The 15,950-nt window shown below is 73.9% G+C and carries 12 protein-coding genes; 5 read left to right on the top strand and 7 right to left on the bottom strand.

Translation table 11 applies throughout. The features are described from left to right. Positions 1-2,268: a bifunctional salicylyl-CoA 5-hydroxylase/oxidoreductase gene (locus tag AC3ET4_RS08255; RefSeq protein ID WP_431947523.1), complete on the top strand. Its 2,268-nt coding sequence runs from the start codon at positions 1-3 to the stop codon at positions 2,266-2,268. 18 nt (positions 2,269-2,286) lie between these two features. Here AC3ET4_RS08255 and AC3ET4_RS08250 read toward each other — a convergent pair whose 3' ends face one another. From AC3ET4_RS08250 to AC3ET4_RS08240, 3 genes are all read right to left on the bottom strand, one after another. Then, positions 2,287-2,868, bottom strand: a complete 582-nt coding sequence (locus AC3ET4_RS08250) for a Uma2 family endonuclease (RefSeq protein WP_431947521.1) — start codon at positions 2,866-2,868, stop codon at positions 2,287-2,289. A gap of 83 nt (positions 2,869-2,951) precedes the next feature. Then, positions 2,952-3,776, bottom strand: a complete 825-nt coding sequence (locus AC3ET4_RS08245; RefSeq protein ID WP_431947519.1) for a PaaX family transcriptional regulator — start codon at positions 3,774-3,776, stop codon at positions 2,952-2,954. A gap of 4 nt (positions 3,777-3,780) precedes the next feature. Beyond that, a complete protein-coding gene (locus AC3ET4_RS08240) occupies positions 3,781-5,385 on the bottom strand; it encodes an AMP-binding protein (protein ID WP_431947517.1) in 1,605 nt (534 codons plus the stop codon). A 95-nt stretch (positions 5,386-5,480) separates the two neighbouring features. Here AC3ET4_RS08240 and AC3ET4_RS08235 point away from each other — a divergent pair, with 95 nt between their 5' ends. Continuing rightward, positions 5,481-6,587 (top strand): acyl-CoA dehydrogenase family protein, encoded by a 1,107-nt coding sequence (locus AC3ET4_RS08235; protein WP_431947516.1) that lies wholly within the window; start codon positions 5,481-5,483, stop codon positions 6,585-6,587. Then, complete coding sequence (locus AC3ET4_RS08230; RefSeq protein ID WP_431947514.1) at positions 6,584-6,982, top strand: RidA family protein; 399 nt, start codon at positions 6,584-6,586, stop codon at positions 6,980-6,982. The genes AC3ET4_RS08235 and AC3ET4_RS08230 overlap by 4 nt, the downstream gene beginning before the upstream one ends. 304 nt (positions 6,983-7,286) lie before the next feature. Here AC3ET4_RS08230 and AC3ET4_RS08225 read toward each other — a convergent pair whose 3' ends face one another. The 3 genes from AC3ET4_RS08225 to AC3ET4_RS08215 form a co-directional block, all read right to left on the bottom strand. Further along, positions 7,287-10,223 carry a hypothetical protein gene (locus AC3ET4_RS08225; RefSeq protein ID WP_431947512.1) on the bottom strand — a complete coding sequence of 979 codons (2,937 nt, stop codon included), beginning with the start codon at positions 10,221-10,223 and terminating at the stop codon, positions 7,287-7,289. Next, complete coding sequence (locus AC3ET4_RS08220; RefSeq protein ID WP_431947510.1) at positions 10,223-12,085, bottom strand: HSP90 family protein; 1,863 nt, start codon at positions 12,083-12,085, stop codon at positions 10,223-10,225. The genes AC3ET4_RS08225 and AC3ET4_RS08220 overlap by 1 nt, the downstream gene beginning before the upstream one ends. 73 nt (positions 12,086-12,158) lie before the next feature. Continuing rightward, positions 12,159-13,181 carry a hypothetical protein gene (locus tag AC3ET4_RS08215; protein WP_431947508.1) on the bottom strand — a complete coding sequence of 341 codons (1,023 nt, stop codon included), beginning with the start codon at positions 13,179-13,181 and terminating at the stop codon, positions 12,159-12,161. Between the two features lie 138 nt (positions 13,182-13,319). Between AC3ET4_RS08215 and AC3ET4_RS08210 the strand changes: the two genes are divergently transcribed. Next, on the top strand, positions 13,320-13,592 hold the full coding sequence (locus AC3ET4_RS08210; protein ID WP_431947505.1) for a DNA/RNA non-specific endonuclease: 273 nt from the start codon (positions 13,320-13,322) through the stop codon (positions 13,590-13,592). Between the two features lie 168 nt (positions 13,593-13,760). Then, positions 13,761-14,282, top strand: a complete 522-nt coding sequence (locus tag AC3ET4_RS08205) for an SMI1/KNR4 family protein (RefSeq protein WP_431947504.1) — start codon at positions 13,761-13,763, stop codon at positions 14,280-14,282. A 130-nt stretch (positions 14,283-14,412) separates the two neighbouring features. Here AC3ET4_RS08205 and AC3ET4_RS08200 read toward each other — a convergent pair whose 3' ends face one another. Continuing rightward, positions 14,413-15,942, bottom strand: coding sequence for a UDP-N-acetylglucosamine 1-carboxyvinyltransferase (locus tag AC3ET4_RS08200; RefSeq protein ID WP_431947502.1), 1,530 nt, complete (start codon positions 15,940-15,942; stop codon positions 14,413-14,415). Between the last annotated feature and the right edge of the window lie 8 nt (positions 15,943-15,950).

The raw sequence follows: 15,950 nt of genomic DNA, 5'->3' as shown, positions 1-15,950 counted from the left end.
GTGCGGGCGGCCATCATCGGCGGCGGCCCGGGCGGGCTCTACACGGCCGCGCTGCTCAAACGCCTGGACCCGGAACGGGACATCACCGTCTGGGAGCGTGGTGCGCCCGAGGACACCTTCGGCTTCGGCGTCGTGCTCTCCGACGAGACGCTCGGCGGCATCGAGCACGCGGACCCGGTCGTCTTCCGCGCTCTGGAACGGGAGTTCACCCGCTGGGACGACATCGACGTGCGCCACCGCGGCCGTGCCGTCACCTCCGGCGGCCACGGCTTCGCGGCGGTGGACCGGCGCACCCTGCTGGCGATCCTCCACGACCGCTGCCGGGATCTCGGCGTGACCGTCCGCACCCGCGAAGCCGCCCCGGCGGCGGAGGCGCTGGCCCGCGACCACGACCTCGTCGTCGCCGCCGACGGAGCGGGCAGCGCCACCCGAGCCGCCCACGCCGGCGTCTTCCGGCCGACCCTCACCGGGCACGGCTGCCGCTACATCTGGCTCGCCACCGACCTTGTGCTGGACGCCTTCCGCTTCGAGATCGCCGAGACCGAGCACGGCGTGATGCAGGCCCACGGCTACCCGTACCGGCAGGACGCCAGCACCTTCATCGTCGAGATGCACGAGGACGTCTGGCGGCGCGCCGGACTGGACAGGCTCGACGAGGCCGAGTCCGTCGCCCGCTGCGAGAAGATCTTCGCCGAGGCACTGCACGGCCACGGCCTGCGCGGCAACCGCTCCCGCTGGATCGCCTTCACCACCGTCGTCAACGAACGCTGGAGGCACGGCAACATCGTGCTGCTCGGCGACGCCGCCCACACCGCGCACTTCTCCATCGGCTCCGGCACCAAGCTCGCCATGGAGGACGCCCTCGCCCTCGCCGCCTGCCTGCACGAACAGCCCGGCGTCCCGGAGGCGCTCGCCGCCTACGAGGCCGAGCGCAAGCCGGTGGTCGCCAGCACGCAGCGCGCCGCACGGGCCAGCCTCGAGTGGTTCGAGCACCTGGGGCAGTACACCGCCCAGCCGCCCCGGCAGTTCGCCTTCAACCTGCTCACCCGCAGCCGCCGGGTCACCCACGACAACCTGCGGCTGCGCGACCGGGCGTTCACCGCCTCGGTGGAGCGGGAGTTCGGCACCGGGCCGGACACCCCGCCCATGTTCACCCCCTTCACCCTGCGCGGGCTGACCCTGCGCAACCGTGTCGTCGTCTCGCCGATGGACATGTACTCCGCCACCGACGGCACCCCCGGCGACTTCCACCTCGTCCACCTCGGCGCCCGCGCCCTCGGCGGCGCCGGCCTCGTGATGACCGAGATGGTCTGCGTCAGCCCCGAGGGCCGGATCACCCCCGGCTGCACGGGCCTGTGGACGGACGGGCACGAGGCCGCCTGGCGTCGCGTCACCGACTTCGTCCACGCCCGGCCCGGCGCCGCCATCGGCCTCCAGCTCGGCCACAGCGGCCGCAAGGGCTCCACCCGGCTGATGTGGGAGGGCATCGACCAGCCGCTCCCCGAGGGCAACTGGCCGCTTACCGCGCCCTCCCCGCTGCCGTACCACCCACGGGTCAGCCAGGTCCCGGACGCCCTGGACGCCGCCGGGCTCGCCGCGATCCGCGATCAGTTCGCCGCCTCCGCCGCGCGCGGCGCACGCGCCGGGTTCGACCTGCTGGAGCTGCACTGCGCCCACGGCTACCTGTTGTCGTCCTTCCTCTCGCCGCTCACCAACCGGCGCACCGACGCCTACGGCGGCGACCTGGCCGGGCGGCTGCGCTTCCCGCTGGAGGTCTTCGACGCCGTCCGCGAGGTGTGGCCCGACGACCGGCCGATGACCGTCCGCATCTCCGCCACCGACTGGGCCGAGGGCGGAACGACCGCCGGCGACGCGGTCGAGATCGCCCGGGCCTTCGCCGCCCACGGCGCCGACGCCATCGACGTCTCCACCGGCCAGGTCGTCCCGGACGAGGCCCCCGACTTCGGCCGTTCCTACCAGACCCCCTACGCCGACCGGATCCGCAACGAAGTGGGCGTGCCCGTCATCGCGGTCGGCGCCATCTCCTCCTGGGACGACGTCAACTCCCTGCTCCTCGCCGGGCGCGCCGACCTGTGCGCGCTCGGCCGCCCTCACCTCTACGACCCCCACTGGACGCTGCACGCCGCCGCCGAGCAGGGCTACTCCGGCCCCGGCGCCCCCTGGCCCCTCCCGTACCAGGCGGGCAGCCGCCGCCCGCCCACGGGCCGCACCGACGCCCCCCGGCCCCGGCTCACGCTGGACGTGTGAGGCGCGGCCGGCCCGGGGTCAGCCGAAGAGGGAGGTGTCGAGGGCGAACGCGAAGGGCTCGGGAAGCTCGAGCTCCTTGCCGAACAGCACCCGGACGTCCTGGCGGTAGTCCTCGGCGTCCGGCTCGCTGTAGAGGCTCACGGTGCCCTCGGTGCGGTCCACCAGCAGGTAGAAGGGGATGCCGGCGGCCGCGTAGCCGCGCCGCTTCGGGCCGCGGTCCTTGTCGGGTCGGGTCGGCGTCACCTCGACGGTCATGACCACGCCGTCAGGGGCGCACCACGAGTCCTTGCCGGCGAACACGCCTTCGGGGCCCACCGTCAGGTCGGGGATGAAGCGCCCGGCAGGAGTGATGAGCCCTCTGGCGCCGGAGGTGTAGAACTCTGCGGGGGACTTGCGGATCAATTGGCGGACGAAGCGGCCGAGGATGTCCTCGTGGTCTCCGTCGGGCGGCGGGGTCACGACGATCTCCCCCTCGATCAGCTCGGCGCGGTACCCCTCGGGGACCGTGAGGTCGAGGAAGGCGGCGAGCACCGCGTCGCCGCCGGAGCCCGAGCGTTCGGTCGCGGGCAGTGCCATCTCGCGTACCTCCTCGATCGTCATGGTTTCGCTCCGATGCGGCCAGGTTATGCCCCGCCGGGCGGCGTGGGCGTGCGTCGTGCCCAACGATCAGCCGCGGGGGCCGGTCACGTCATGCGATCGACTGACCGCGCGAACGCCGCTCCCGCGTCGCGCAGCCGCGCGTGCAGGTCCTCGAAGACCGCTGCCGCGCGCCCGCCGGGCCAGTCGGGCGGGAGGAGGGCGGGCGGCAGGCCGGGGTCGGCGTAGGGGAGGCGGCGCCAGGAGTCGAGGGCGCGCAGGTAGTCCGCGAAGGCCTCCTGCGGCGGGGTGGTCCGGCGGGCGGCCCAGGAGCGCAGCACCGGCTCGTGGGCGCCGAGGAAGGCGTGGTGGCGCTCGGCGACGGCGTCGAGGTCCCACCAGCGGCGCACGGCCGCGGCCGTCGGCTCGAAGCCGAGGTGGGCACCGGTGAAGAGGTCCACGTACGGGTCGAGGCCGAGCCGGCGCAGGGTGTGCTGCGCCTCCTCGCGGAGGCGGGCGGGCGCGATCCACACGCCCGGTGCGGCGGTGCCGAAGCCCAGCCGGGCCAGCCGGGAGCGGAGCAGGTGCCGCTTGTGGCGTTCGCTCTCCGGGACGGAGAAGACCGCGAGCACCCATTCCCCGTCCCCCGCACCGCCGGCCGGGTGACCGTAGATGCGCCGGTCGCCGTCGGCGAGCAGCTGCCGGGCGTCCTCGGACAGGCCGTAGCCAGCGGCGCCGCCGACCCGGTCCGGCTCCAGCAGCCCGCGGCGCTTGAGCCGGGAGACCGCCGAGCGCACCGACTGCGGGTCCACGTCGACGGCGCCCATCAGCCGGATCAGCCCGGCGACGGGTATCCGCCCGTCCCAGCCGTCGGCCCGGCCGTAGGCGCCGAAGAAGGTGAGGATCAGTGAACTGGGGGTGTGCTCGGTCACGCGATCACTGTAGGTCGCGCAGCCGGAAGCGCTGCAGCTTCCCGGTGGGCGTGCGGGGCAGGGCGTCGAGGAAGACGATTTCGCGCGGGCACTTGTAGCCCGCGATCTCCTCCCGGGTGAAGGCGCGCAGCGCCTCGGCCGTGTGCTCGTCGCGCGGCGGCCCGTCGCGCAGCACGACGCAGGCCCGGACGATCTGGCCGCGCTGGTCGTCCGGCACACCGATGACCGCCGCCTCCCGCACGTCGGGGTGGCGCAGCAGCGCATCCTCGACCTCGGGGCCCGCGATGTTGTACCCCGACGAGATGATCATGTCGTCGGCGCGGGCCACGTAGCGGAAGTAGCCGTCCGCCTCGCGCACGTAGGTGTCGCCGGTAAGGTTCCAGCCGTCCCGCACGTACTCCCGCTGCCGTTCGTCGGCCAGGTAGCGGCAGCCGGTGGGGCCGCGCACGGCGAGCAGTCCCGGCTCGCCGTCCGGTACGGGGGAGAGCGTCACGGGATCGACGACCCGGGCCTGGAAGCCCGGGACCGGCAGGCCGGTGGTGCCCGGGCGGATCGCGTCGTCGGCCGCGGAGATGAAGATGTGCAGCATCTCCGTGGCCCCTATGCCGTTGATGATGCGCAGCCCCGTCGCCTCGCGCCAGGCGTGCCAGGTCGCCTCGGGCAGATTCTCGCCCGCGGACACGCAGCGCCGCAGCGAGGAGAGGTCGCGCGAGCCGTGCGAGGCGAGTATCGCCCGGTAGGCGGTGGGCGCGGTGAACAGCACCGTCACCGAGTGCTCCGCGACGGCCCGGGCGAGCTGCTCGGGTCCGGCCTGCTCCATGAGCAGCGCCGACGCCCCCGCCCGCAGGGGGAAGACGACCAGGCCGCCGAGTCCGAAGGTGAAGCCGAGCGGCGGGCTGCCGGCGAACACGTCCACGGCGGTGGGCCGCAGTATGTGCGCCGAGAAGGTGTCGGCGATCGCCAGCACGTCCCGGTGGAAGTGCATGCACCCCTTGGGGCGTCCTGTCGTGCCGGAGGTGAAGGCGATCAGCGCGACGTCGTCGGACGAGGTCGGCACCGCGGCGTAGGAGTCCGGGCGCCCGGCGGCGAGCCGCAGCAGGTCGTCCGGCGCCTCACCGCCGTACGTGGTGATGCGCAGCCCCGGGGCCTCGCACTTGGCGAGGTCGTCGACCGCGCGGACGTCGCACAGCGCGTGCCGGACCGCGGCGATCTCGCAGATCGTCGCCAGCTCGTGCGGGCGGTGCGCCGCCAGCACCGTCACCGCCACCGCCCCGGCCTTCATGACGGCGAACCAGCACGCCACCAACCAGGGCGTGGTGGGGCCGCGCAGCAGCACGCGGTTGCCGGGCACCACTTTGAGATCGTCGGTCAGCACGTGCGCGATGCGGTCGGAGGCGGCGCGCAGGTCCGCGTACGACCAGACCTCGCCGCCCGGCATCCGCAGGCAGGGCGCCTCGGGCAGGCCGGCGGCGAGGAGTTCGGCACCGCAGTTGAGCCGGTCCGGATAGGCCAGCTCGGGGAGGTCTTGGGTGAGGACGGGCCACTGGTCACGCGGCGGCAGGTGATCCCGCGGGAACGTGTCCACGTGTGCTGACGGCAGCAGGTCCATGGCGGGTTCGCCCCTCGTTGGCCCCTGGTTGCGGACGGATTCAGCGTAACGTGTTTGTGACGGCAGTCAACGGTACGCGATACGGGAGGTGCCGCGTGGCATCGTTCGCGCTCGACCCGGAACAGCTCAAGTGGTGCGCACAGGTCCGCGACTGGGCCGCCGAACGGCTCCGGCCGCTCGCGGCGTCCGGCGAACCCGGGCGGGTCAACCGCCCGCTGCTCGCCGCCCTCGGCGAACTCGGCCTGCTGGGCCGCCTCTTCCCCGGCACCGCGCTGGAGCTCTGCCTGCTGCGCGAGTCCCTGGCCCGTGAGTGCACCGAGGCCGAGACGGCGCTCGCCCTTCAGGGCCTGGGCGCCCACCCCTTGCTGCAGTCCCCGGAACCGGCCGCGCGATGGATCCCGCGGGTCGTCTCCGGCGAGGCCGTCGTGGCCTTCGCCCTGACCGAGCCCGGCGCCGGCTCCGACGCCGCCGCCCTCGAACTGGCCGCGGAGCCCGCACCGGACGGCGGCTGGCGGCTCACCGGCGAGAAGTGCTGGATCTCCAACGCCCCCGAGGCCGACGTCTACACGGTCTTCGCCCGGACCGCCCCCGGCGCCGGCGCCCGCGGCGTGACCGCCTTCGCGGTCCCCGCCGACCGCCCGGGGCTCACCGGCGAACCCCTCGACATGCTCTCCCCGCACCCCATCGGGCGGCTGCGCTTCGACGCCGTACCGGTCGGGGAGCAGGACGTGCTCGGCGAGGTCGACCGAGGTTTCCGGGTCGCCATGACCACCCTCAACCGCTTCCGGCCCAGCGTCGGCGCCTTCGCGGTCGGGATGGCGCAGGCCGCTCTCGACGCGGCCACCGCCCACGCCGCCTCCCGGACCGCCTTCGGCGCGCCCCTGAAGGACCTTCAGGCCGTCGCGCACGTCCTCGCCGAGATCGCCACCCGTACCGAGGCCGCCCGCCTGCTGGTCTACGCCGCCGCCGAGGCCTACGACCGCGGCGACGCGGGGACCGCCCGCAGTTCCGCCATGGCCAAGCTCTTCGCCACGGAGACCGCCCAGTACGCCGTCGACGCCGCGGTGCAGATCCACGGGGCCCGGGCCCTGGAGCGCGGCCACCTCCTGGAGCACCTCTACCGCGAGGTCCGCGCACCGCGAATCTACGAAGGCGCCACCGAAGTCCAGCGGTCCATCATCGCCAAGGAGCTCTTCGCATGACCCTCCACCGGATCAACCCGCCCGAGCTCTCGCCGCCGACCGGTTTCAGCCACGCCGTCACCGCCACCGGCCGCACCCTCGTCCTCCTCGCGGGCCAGACCGCGCTGGACTCCTCGGGCAAGGTCGTCGGGGACACCCTGCCCGCCCAGTTCGAGCACGCGCTGATCAATCTGCTCACCGCGCTCGAGGCCGCCGGCGGGAGCCCCGCCGACCTCGCCCGGCTCACCGTCCACACCACCGATGTCGCCGCCTACCGCGACCACGCGCCCGAACTCGGCCGCATCTGGCGGGCCCTGGCCGGCCGCGACTACCCGGCGATGGCGGTCATCGGCATCACCCGCCTGTGGGACGAGGAGGCCATGGTCGAACTCGACGGCCTGGCCGTGCTGTCCTGACCCGGTAAGGCAGGTAAGGCAGGCAAAGCAGGCAAGGCAGGCAAGGCAGGCAAGGCAGGCAAGACAGGGCCTTTGCCGGGGCCGGCGACCAGGCCCGGTCCGGGCGAAGGCGACGCCGACCGGTGGGCTCGTCGCGTCGAGGTGCCGGCCGGTGCGGTGGTCGAGACCGCGGACGAAAACCGCTGTATCCGAGGTGTGTCCTTGAAGCCCGTCCGCCCCCGGACCCGCCCGGCGGGGCGGCCCACCACCCTCGGGGCGGACGGCGACCGCCCTCCGGGACGGTCGCCGTCTTCGTCCCGGGGCGTCAGCCCCGGCGGCGCGAGGAGACCTCGTCGGCGAGGCGGGAGAGGATCTCGACCGCGTGGTCGAGCCCGGCCTCCCGGCAGCGGACGACCGCCGCACGCAGGCGCGCCAGGGCGGCCTGAGGTCGGTCCAGCCCGTTCGCCTCGACCAGCGCGGCGACCCGGACGGCCTCGGCGCGCGGCGCCTCACCCCGGGGTCCGCCCTCCTCGTGGGCGGCGATCGCCCGCTCCAGTTCGGCGAGCGCCTCGGTGAAGCGCTCGGCGCCGGCGTAGACCCTGCCGCGCCGGTAGTGCGTGGAGCCGGTCTCGTACCAGAGGGCGATGTCCTCGTCGTCCGCAGGGACGGCCGCCACCACCTCGTCGGCTTCGCGCAGGTGGCCCAAGGCCGCCTCCAGGCCCTCGGGGCCACCGGCCGACACGGCGTGCGCCGCGAAGTCCCGCATCATCTCCGCGACCGCGTGCGGGTTCGGTCCCTTGGCGTGCGAGGCGACGGCGCGCTCGTACGCGGCGCGCGCCGCGTCCTCGCGGCCGGCCGCCAGCAGGGCGACGGCGGCCTCGGAGGCCACGAGCGTGTGGGTGGACTGCTCCTCCCACGGCTCGACGGCGTCGGCGAGCAGCAGGAACTGCTCGGCGCTCGCGCGGTGCTCCGCCAGCTCCCGCAGACCCCGTGCCAGCAGCAGCCGGGCCTGGGCCAGGGCGCGTTCGTCCATGGCGGCCGCGGCCGCGGCCTCGTCCGAGACCAGCGACTCCAGCACGGCGACGGCGTCCGCCTGCCGGTCGGCGCGGGCGAGCACATCCGCCAACTCCACCCGCAGCTCGGCGGCGCCGGGAGCGTCGCCCTCACGGTCCAGCCGCGCCGCCGCGTCGGACAGATGGCGCACGGCGGCGCCCAGGTCGCCCGCGTGGTGGGCGGCGTGGCCGAGCAGCGCGTGGGTGCGCGCCACCGGGAACGCGGTGTCGCCGTACGCGGCGGCCGACGCGAGCGCGCCGCGGAACTGCTCCATGGCCTCCTCGGGGCGGTGCTGCTGCAGCAGCACCTGGCCGAGCAGCCCCCTCGGGCGTGTGGCCCGCCAGGGCGTCCCGGCCTCCTCCACGGCCCGCAGCACGTTCCGCAGCTCCTGCTCGGCCCGGTCCAGTTCCCCGGAGCGCGCCGCGAGATCCGCAACGAACATCCGGGCGTTGGCGGTGCGCTCCGGGGAGCCCAGCCGCTCGGACTCCGCCACGGCCTCGGCCACCGCGGCCTCGAAGCGCTCGCGCGTCCGCTCCGGGACGTCGGGCAGCGCGGCCGTCGCCTCGGTGTGCGCGAGGAAGGCCCGGCACTGCAGCACCACGAGGTAGGCCCGCCGGACCTCAGAGGTGGCGGCACCGTCCACCACGGCACCGTCCACCAGCGCACGGGCCTCGGGCAGCACCGCGTCCAGTTCCGCCCACGCCCCGCCCGCCTCCGCGCCGGGCTCCTCGCCCACCGAGGCCAGCCGGGCACGGGCGGCCAGCACCCGCCCGGGCAGGCCGGCCTCGGCGAACAGCTCCCGTGCCTCGGCGAGTGCGGCCCTCGCCGCCGCCAGGTCCTCCTCCTCCAGGGCCGCGAAGGCGCGGTGCTCGGCCAGTTCGCCCCGCAGGCGCGCCTCCGAGCCCAGCCGGGGGTCGTGGACATGGCCTTCGGCCCCGACGCGCCCGGCGATCTCGCGCCACAGCTCCGCGTCCCCGGGACGGCCCGCGTCGTCCATCTCGCGGGCCCGCTCGACCAGTGCGACGAAGTCCTCCGGCACCTCCGGCACGGCCGCGGCCGCGGCAGGCGCCGGGACGGCGGGCGCGCCCTCAGGGGACGGCACGGTCGCGGTGCGCAGCCCGAGCGGCAGCGGCTCGGCGAGCGGCGGTCGCCGCTCGAGCCGGGCCCGGCGGCGGTCGCCGACGGTGGCGGTGCCGTTGCGCCGGTCGAAGGCCGTGGCCAGGGCGTCACCCTGCTCGCGCACGTGCTCCAGCAGTTCCCGGGCCGTCCAGGTGCGTCCCAGTGGTCCGGCGACGGGCGTCGTGTCGTACCCCTGGTCGACCAGGCGCCGGGTGAGCACCTCGACCCCGGTCAGGAAGCCGAGCAGCGACAGCGGTGCCCCGGTGACGTCGAAGAGGGCGCGGTTCTCGGCGAGGATCTCCAGCGCCCGGCCCTCGTTGCCCGACAGCGCGCAGAACTCCACGTGCAGTCCGACCTCTTCGGCCATGCCGACGCGGCCCCGGGCGTGCCGGTAGCCGGTCAGATGGTACGAGCGGGCCTCGTCGGTGCGGCCGAGGCGCAGCAGCGGCAGCAGGGCGTGGGCCTGGGTGACCCAGGGCTCCTCCTCGCAGCTCTGGACGCCGGTCAGGACCGGTTCCCAGACGCTCAGGGCCTGATCGTCGTCGCCCGCCGCCAGGTGGTGCAGCCCCTGGTGCCGGGTCTCGCAGGCCAGGCAGTCGCTGAGCGGTTCCCGGGGCCGGGTGACCCACAGGTCCCAGGCCGCGTCGAGGTCCGCGCCCGTGTGCGCGGCGATGCGGTGCCGCATCGCCGCCACCGGCTGCACGCCCTCGCCGGCGGAGCGGTAGCGCTCGCCCATCTGGGCGACCCACCCGTCGACCGCCGTGAGCGGGACGTCGGGCACCTGGAGCAGCGAGGTCGTGACCCACTTGTAACGCCACAGCACCTGGCGGGCCTCCCACTCGCTGAAGGAGCCGGGCGCCTCCTCCCACAGCTTCAGGATCCGGGCGAAGACCACCGGGGACTTGCGGTGCTCTGCGGCGTACTCGTACGCCGTCATGAGTTCGAGCAGCGCCGTGACGAGGACGTCCTTCTCCTCGAACTGCGCGGCCGCCTCCACCAGTTCCTCGGCCGTCACCGTACGCGGCGTCCCGTAGGGGCGCTCGTTGTTCTCGCGGAGCGCCTCGAACACGGCTTCGGGGGTGTCCAGCATCAGTGCTCCTCGGCGTCCGGACCGGACGTGGGCGTGTCCTGGTCGTGCATGGCATGGGTGAGCAGGCCGATGAAGGCCCGGTTGAGCAGCGCGCTCTCCGATGCCTTCAGCGGCCGCCGGGTGAGCAGCAGCGCCTGCCCGTACAGGGCCTCTGCCGTGGAGAGCGCCAGCCCCCGCTCGGTGATGCCGGCGGCCCGGCGCACCAGCGGGTTGAGGTGGTTGAGGACGAGCTGCGCCCGCGGGGCCTGCGTGCGCAGGGAGCCGAGGATGTCCGCCCACAGACCGTCGCTGCTCTCCGCGAGCCCGGCCCGGGTGCGCTCGTGGCGCGCCTCGCGGTTGTCCAGGAGCAGCGCGGGCGCCGTGACCGGCTGGAAGGCCCGCAGCACGACGTCGCAGTCGTACTGGCCGACGACCTCGCGGGCGACGGTCAGGAAGGAGGCGGCGGAGATCTCGGCGGCCGAGTCGACGGGGTCGAGGTGCGCCGTCACCGTGGCGGGGTCCAGGTCGGTGACCGTGGTGCCGGGACGGATCTCCGGCAGCCGGTGCACCAGGTCCCGGTCGTAGGTGTAACCGCCGTTGACGACGCCCAGCCCGGCCGCCGCCGCGATCGGGGCGACCTGCCGGAACTCGTCGACGCTGCGGGTGACCAGCACCGTGGGGTGGGCGCGGGCGAACTCCTCCAGGGTGACGTTGCCGTCCGTGGTCTCGAAGGGCAGCCACGGCAGCAGCATCCGCAGCAGCGCGTCGTCATAGCGGGCCAGCGCCTTGACGGCGAGGTGGTGGCTGTCGATGAAGCGCTGCAGCAGCACCGGGTCGCTGGCCGGGAGCCCGGTCAGCCAGTCCCGGATACGGGCGCCGAGGGCCTCGCGGACGGCGGCCAGCGTCTCGTCCTCGTACAGCGCCTCACGCGAGGCCGTCGGGCGCAGGCTGGTGACGTCCACGACGCAGCGGACGAAAAAGGCCCAGTCCGGGAGGAGTTCGGCGGCCCGGTCCGAGAGCAGCATGCCCTTCAGATGCACCCGGTGCCCGGCCCGCTCCGACGGGTTCACCGCGGTCGGCAGGACGTACGCCACACCGCGCAGCCCGGCGACGGGCAGGTCGAGGTCGATGGTGTCGAGCGGGGTGAAGCCGAACGTCGCGCGGCAGTGCTCGGCCAGCGCCTCGGCGCGGGCGAGCGGCGAGCCGTGGCGTCGTTCCCACGGCGGGGTCTCGTTGACCTGGGCGCTCTCGCCGCGCGGGTCGACGACGGTGACCTCGTGCCGCAGCAGGCTGCCGTAGTGCCGGGCCAGCGAGGCGACCCGCTCGGGCTCCGTCCACTCGCGGGCGTCCGCGCGCGGGGTCAGCGTCACGCGCGTGCCCGGCTCGGGCAGCGCGTCGGCGGGGAGCGTGCGGATCGTGTAGCTGCCGTCGGAGCGACCGCGCCATTCGACGGCGCCGGCGCCGGAGGCGGTGGCCGGGCGGCTGACCACGGTGATCTCGTCGGCCACCACGAAACAGGCGAGCAGGCCGATGCCGAACTGGCCGATGAAGTCGCCGCGGGCGGCCTCGATCTCCCCGTCTGCGGCGCGCTTGGAGCTGCGCCCGATGGTGGCGAGGAAGGTGTGCACATCGGCCTCGCTCAGCCCGACACCGGTGTCGGTGACGCTGAGCGTCTCACCGGTCCGCACGGTGATCCTCGCCGGCGCGCCCGGCTGGACCGCCTGCCGGGCGGTGATCGCGTCGACGGCGTTCTGCAGCAGTTCCCGGAGGTAGACGCGGGGGCTGGAGTAGAGGTGGTGGGAGAGAAGGTCGACCAGGCCGCGCAGGTCTACCTGGAAGGTGTGGGCTGTCTGGGACGGTGACGGGGACGTGGGCTGGGACACCTGGGTGGCCTTCTGGTCGGTGCGCGAACGCAGGGGTGCCGGCGTGGGCGGACGGGCGGTGGGGCGGCGGCGGTCAGTGGCGGCCGGCCGCGGAGCGCATGGCGCGGTAGGGCACCCGCGGGTCGGCGCTGTCGAGGTACTCCCAGGGGTCGGCGGTGACGAGTCCGCCGAGCGCCGCGAACACCGCGGCGGCGGACGGGTTCTCGCCGGTCAGGGAGAAGGACATGGCGAAGGTGTTGAGGACGTGCGCCCAGCCGGTGGGGCGCCCGAAGGCGGGGTGGCGGACCGAGCGGTCCGCGGCCTCGTGCAGTTGCTCCGCCACCGCGTCGCTCAGGATGTAGGCGCTGTCGCGACCGGGCTCGAGATCGAGCCAGTGCTCCAGATGAGCGACGGCGACAAGCACCCCGAGCGCGCTGCCCTCGGGGGCGCCGAGCATCGACTCCCGGGCGAAGGCGTGCATCTCCTCGTACGAGCCGCCCCACTTGCGGCACACCTGCTGCAGGCGCTCCAGATGGGCGCCCAGGTGCCCGGGGCAGCGCCGAACCGTCGCCTCGAAGCGGAGGCGCGCGAGGTCGGCGCCGACCCCCAGCCCCCGGCCGGACCGCTGCAGGAAGTACCACGGGGCGGCTGACTCCGGCTCGCGCTCGGCGGCCCGGTACAGCAGGTCCTCCGCCGCTTCGAGCCTCTCGTGGAACACCCGGAACTGCTCCTGGGACACCTGGGAGGCCCGGGCCCTGGTGCGGGCCTCCCAGGCCCATTGCACCTGCCGTGCCCCCGCCACCAGCAGGGCCGTCCCGCACTCGGGTTCCGCTTCGACGACCTTGGGCAACCACCGCTCGTAGCCGCCGACGTCGAGGGCGTTGTCGACCAGCCAGCTCAGCTCCCAGCCGTCCGTCACCGCGGACAACTGCTCCTTCACAGCGGGCCAGTCGGCGGCCGCGGCGGACGTGCGGAGCCGCGCGAGAGCGGGCTCGCCGAGCGCCGGGTCCACCCGGGCCGGCGGACGTGGCGCCCAACGCTTCAGCGAGAACGCGGGCGTGCGCTCCGGTATCCCCGGCGCCGCCGCGACGCCGGGATGCCGGCGGACCGAACTCATGAAGACCCCCTCCTGGCCTGGCCCTTCCCCCCGGGCCATGATCCGTGACGGAAGCATGACTATCACGGCTGCCTCGCGGGGAGCCAAGGGGTTCCCGGCCCCACCGGCACGCCCCCTGCTCCCGGCCGTCGCGACCGCGTGAGCCACCGGCATCGGCGGCAACTTCTCCGGGCCGGAGGACACTGCCGGCGGCACCGGGACCGCCTGGTGACGGCCCGGCATGGTGACACCCAGGACTTCTGGAAGCTCCCGCCGGGCCGCAACCGCCCTCGCGGTCACCTCGCGGGCTGCCGGATCGGTGGCTCCGGCACCGGCCTGCGCAACCTGGTGCCGCTGCACCGCGCCGCGAACACGCCGACGATGATTACGATCGAGAACCCATCGCCAACCAGATCAGGGGCAGCCCGGTAGTGCACTACGAGGGGACGCCCGTGTACCGGGACCGCATTCCGGAATCCTGAACGTAAGCCACGTGGAGGCGCACAGAAACCGCGGCATGGACGTCGACTGCCACGTGATCGACTCGGCGGCCGGCGAGGACCCGGTGTGCTCCTCCAAGACCCACGAGAGGTAACGGAGTTGCCGGGCCCCATCGAATCGCTCCTGGGGGAGCGGGAGCGTTTCCGCCCCGCCTCCCCCGAGTCCTGGCAGGCCGTGGAGGACTGGCTCGGCCGCGAACTCCCCGACGACTACAAGGAGCTCGTCGACGGATTCGGCGACGGTGTTCTCTTCGAGCACCTCTTCGTTCCGCACCCCCAGGGCGATGACCCGCTGCTGACTTTCATGCGTGAGTTGCGGCGGGACCTGCATGCCGCGTTCCAGGATGTGCCGGACATCGCCGCGCCGGTGGTGGCCGCGTGGGACAGCGTCGTACCTTGGGCGTATCACGGCTGGAACGGCGACGTCTGCCTGCTCGTACCCGGCGTGGCCGGTGAGCGATGGCAGGTCGCCGTGGCATTCCGTCAGTGCCCGGCCTTCCTGCTGGTCGACGGGGGAGTGACCGAGTTCCTGCGGCGGTTGCTGCGCGAGAAGTCGTTCCCGCGAGGGTGGCCGCCGAGGGAGCCGCGTTGGGAGTCCATGCCGGACAGCCCCCTCGTGTGACCGCGGACGACTCTCCGCGGTACATGCGAATGGCCCCGCGGAGACCAGACCGCGGGTCCTTCGGTGCGTCGGCTGCGCGGGGCCGCTTCAGCCGTGCCCCTTGCCTCCAAGGGGCACGGCACCACGCCGGTCAGATGTCGCGGAAGGTCTCGATCTGCGCCCCGATGGAGTTGAGGCGCTCGGCCAGTTCCTCGTAGCCGCGGTTGATGACGTACACGTTCCGCAGCACCGAGGTGCCCTCGGCGGCGAGCATCGCCAGCAGCGTCACCACGGCGGGCCGCAGGGCCGGCGGGCACATCATCTCGGCGCTGCGCCAGCGGGTCGGGCCCTCGACCAGCACCCGGTGCGGGTCCAGCAGTTTGACGTTGGCGCCGAGCCGGGTCAGCTCGGTGAGGTAGATGGCGCGGTTGTCGTAGACCCAGTCGTGGATGAGGGTCGAGCCCTGCGCGGTGGCGGCGATGGCCGCGAAGAAGGGCACGTTGTCGATGTTGAGGCCTGGGAAGGGCATGGGGTGGATCTTGTCGATGGGGGAGCGCAGCTTGGAGGGGCGCACGGTGAGGTCGATCAGCCGGGTGCGGCCGTTGGCGGCGGGGTACTCGGCCGTGCGCTCATGGTCCAGGCCCATCTCCTCCAGGACCGCCAGCTCGATCTCCAGGAACTCCACCGGCACCCGGCGGATGGTGAGCTCGGACTCGGTGACCACGGCCGCGGCCAGCAGGCTCATGGCCTCCACCGGGTCCTCGGAGGGCGCGTAGTCCACGTCCCGGTCGATGTCCTTGATGCCGTGCACGGTCAGCGTGGTGGTGCCGATGCCGTCCACTCGCACGCCCAGCTCCTCGAGGAAGAAGCACAGGTCCTGGACCATGTAGTTGGAGCTGGCGTTGCGGATCACGGTCACCCCGTCGTGCCGGGCGGCCGCCAGGAGCGCGTTCTCCGTCACGGTGTCGCCGCGCTCGGTCAGGACGATGGGCCGCCGCGGGGCCACCGAGGGGGTGACCCGGGCGTGGTACATCCCGCTGGTGGCGGTCACGTCCAGCCCGAAGTGCCGCAGCGCGGTCATATGCGGCTGGACGGTACGGGTGCCGAGGTCGCAGCCGCCCGCGTACGGGATGCGGAAGCGGTCGGTGCGGTGCATGAGCGGCCCGAGGAACATGATCACGCTGCGGGTGCGGCGGGCGGCGTCGGTGTCCATGGCGTCCAGCTCGAGCCGCGCGGGCGGGACGATCTCCAGGTCGTTGCCGTCGTTGATCCAGCGGGTGCGCACGCCGATGCTGCTGAGCACCTCCAGGATGCGGTAGACCTCCTCGATCCGCGCGACACGGCGCAGGGTGGTCCGTCCGGAGTTCAGCAGCGTGGCGCACAGCAGTGCGACGCACGCGTTCTTGCTGGTCTTGACGTCGATGGAGCCGGAGAGCCGACGGCCGCCGACGACGCGCAGGTGCATGGGCCCCGCGTAGCCGAGGGAGACGATCTCGCTGTCGAGCGCCTCACCGATCCGGGCGATCATCTCAAGGCTGATGTTCTGGTTACCGCGTTCAATACGGTTCACCGCGCTCTGACTCGTCCCGAGAGCCTCTGCCAGCTGGGCCTGTGTCCAGCCGCGGTGCTGGCGGGCGTCACGGATGAGCTTGCCGATACGCGCGAGGTAGTCGTCTCCCATGGGGGGAG

Source organism: Actinacidiphila sp. bgisy167 (assembly GCF_057707665.1).
The sequence above is the reverse complement of the archived record's forward strand: the minus strand, read 5'-3'. Positions and strand labels throughout refer to the sequence as shown.

What these genes read in the sequence shown, in the direction of transcription:
- AC3ET4_RS08250 (WP_431947521.1), bottom strand. Translation starts at nt 2,868, where the DNA reads ATGACGATCGAGGAGGTACGCGAGATGGCACTGCCCGCGACCGAACGC.
- AC3ET4_RS08240 (WP_431947517.1), bottom strand. Translation starts at nt 5,385, where the DNA reads ATGGACCTGCTGCCGTCAGCACACGTGGACACGTTCCCGCGGGATCAC.
- AC3ET4_RS08230 (WP_431947514.1), top strand. Translation starts at nt 6,584, where the DNA reads ATGACCCTCCACCGGATCAACCCGCCCGAGCTCTCGCCGCCGACCGGT.
- AC3ET4_RS08225 (WP_431947512.1), bottom strand. Translation starts at nt 10,223, where the DNA reads ATGCTGGACACCCCCGAAGCCGTGTTCGAGGCGCTCCGCGAGAACAAC.
- AC3ET4_RS08215 (WP_431947508.1), bottom strand. Translation starts at nt 13,181, where the DNA reads ATGAGTTCGGTCCGCCGGCATCCCGGCGTCGCGGCGGCGCCGGGGATA.
- AC3ET4_RS08200 (WP_431947502.1), bottom strand. Translation starts at nt 15,942, where the DNA reads ATGGGAGACGACTACCTCGCGCGTATCGGCAAGCTCATCCGTGACGCC.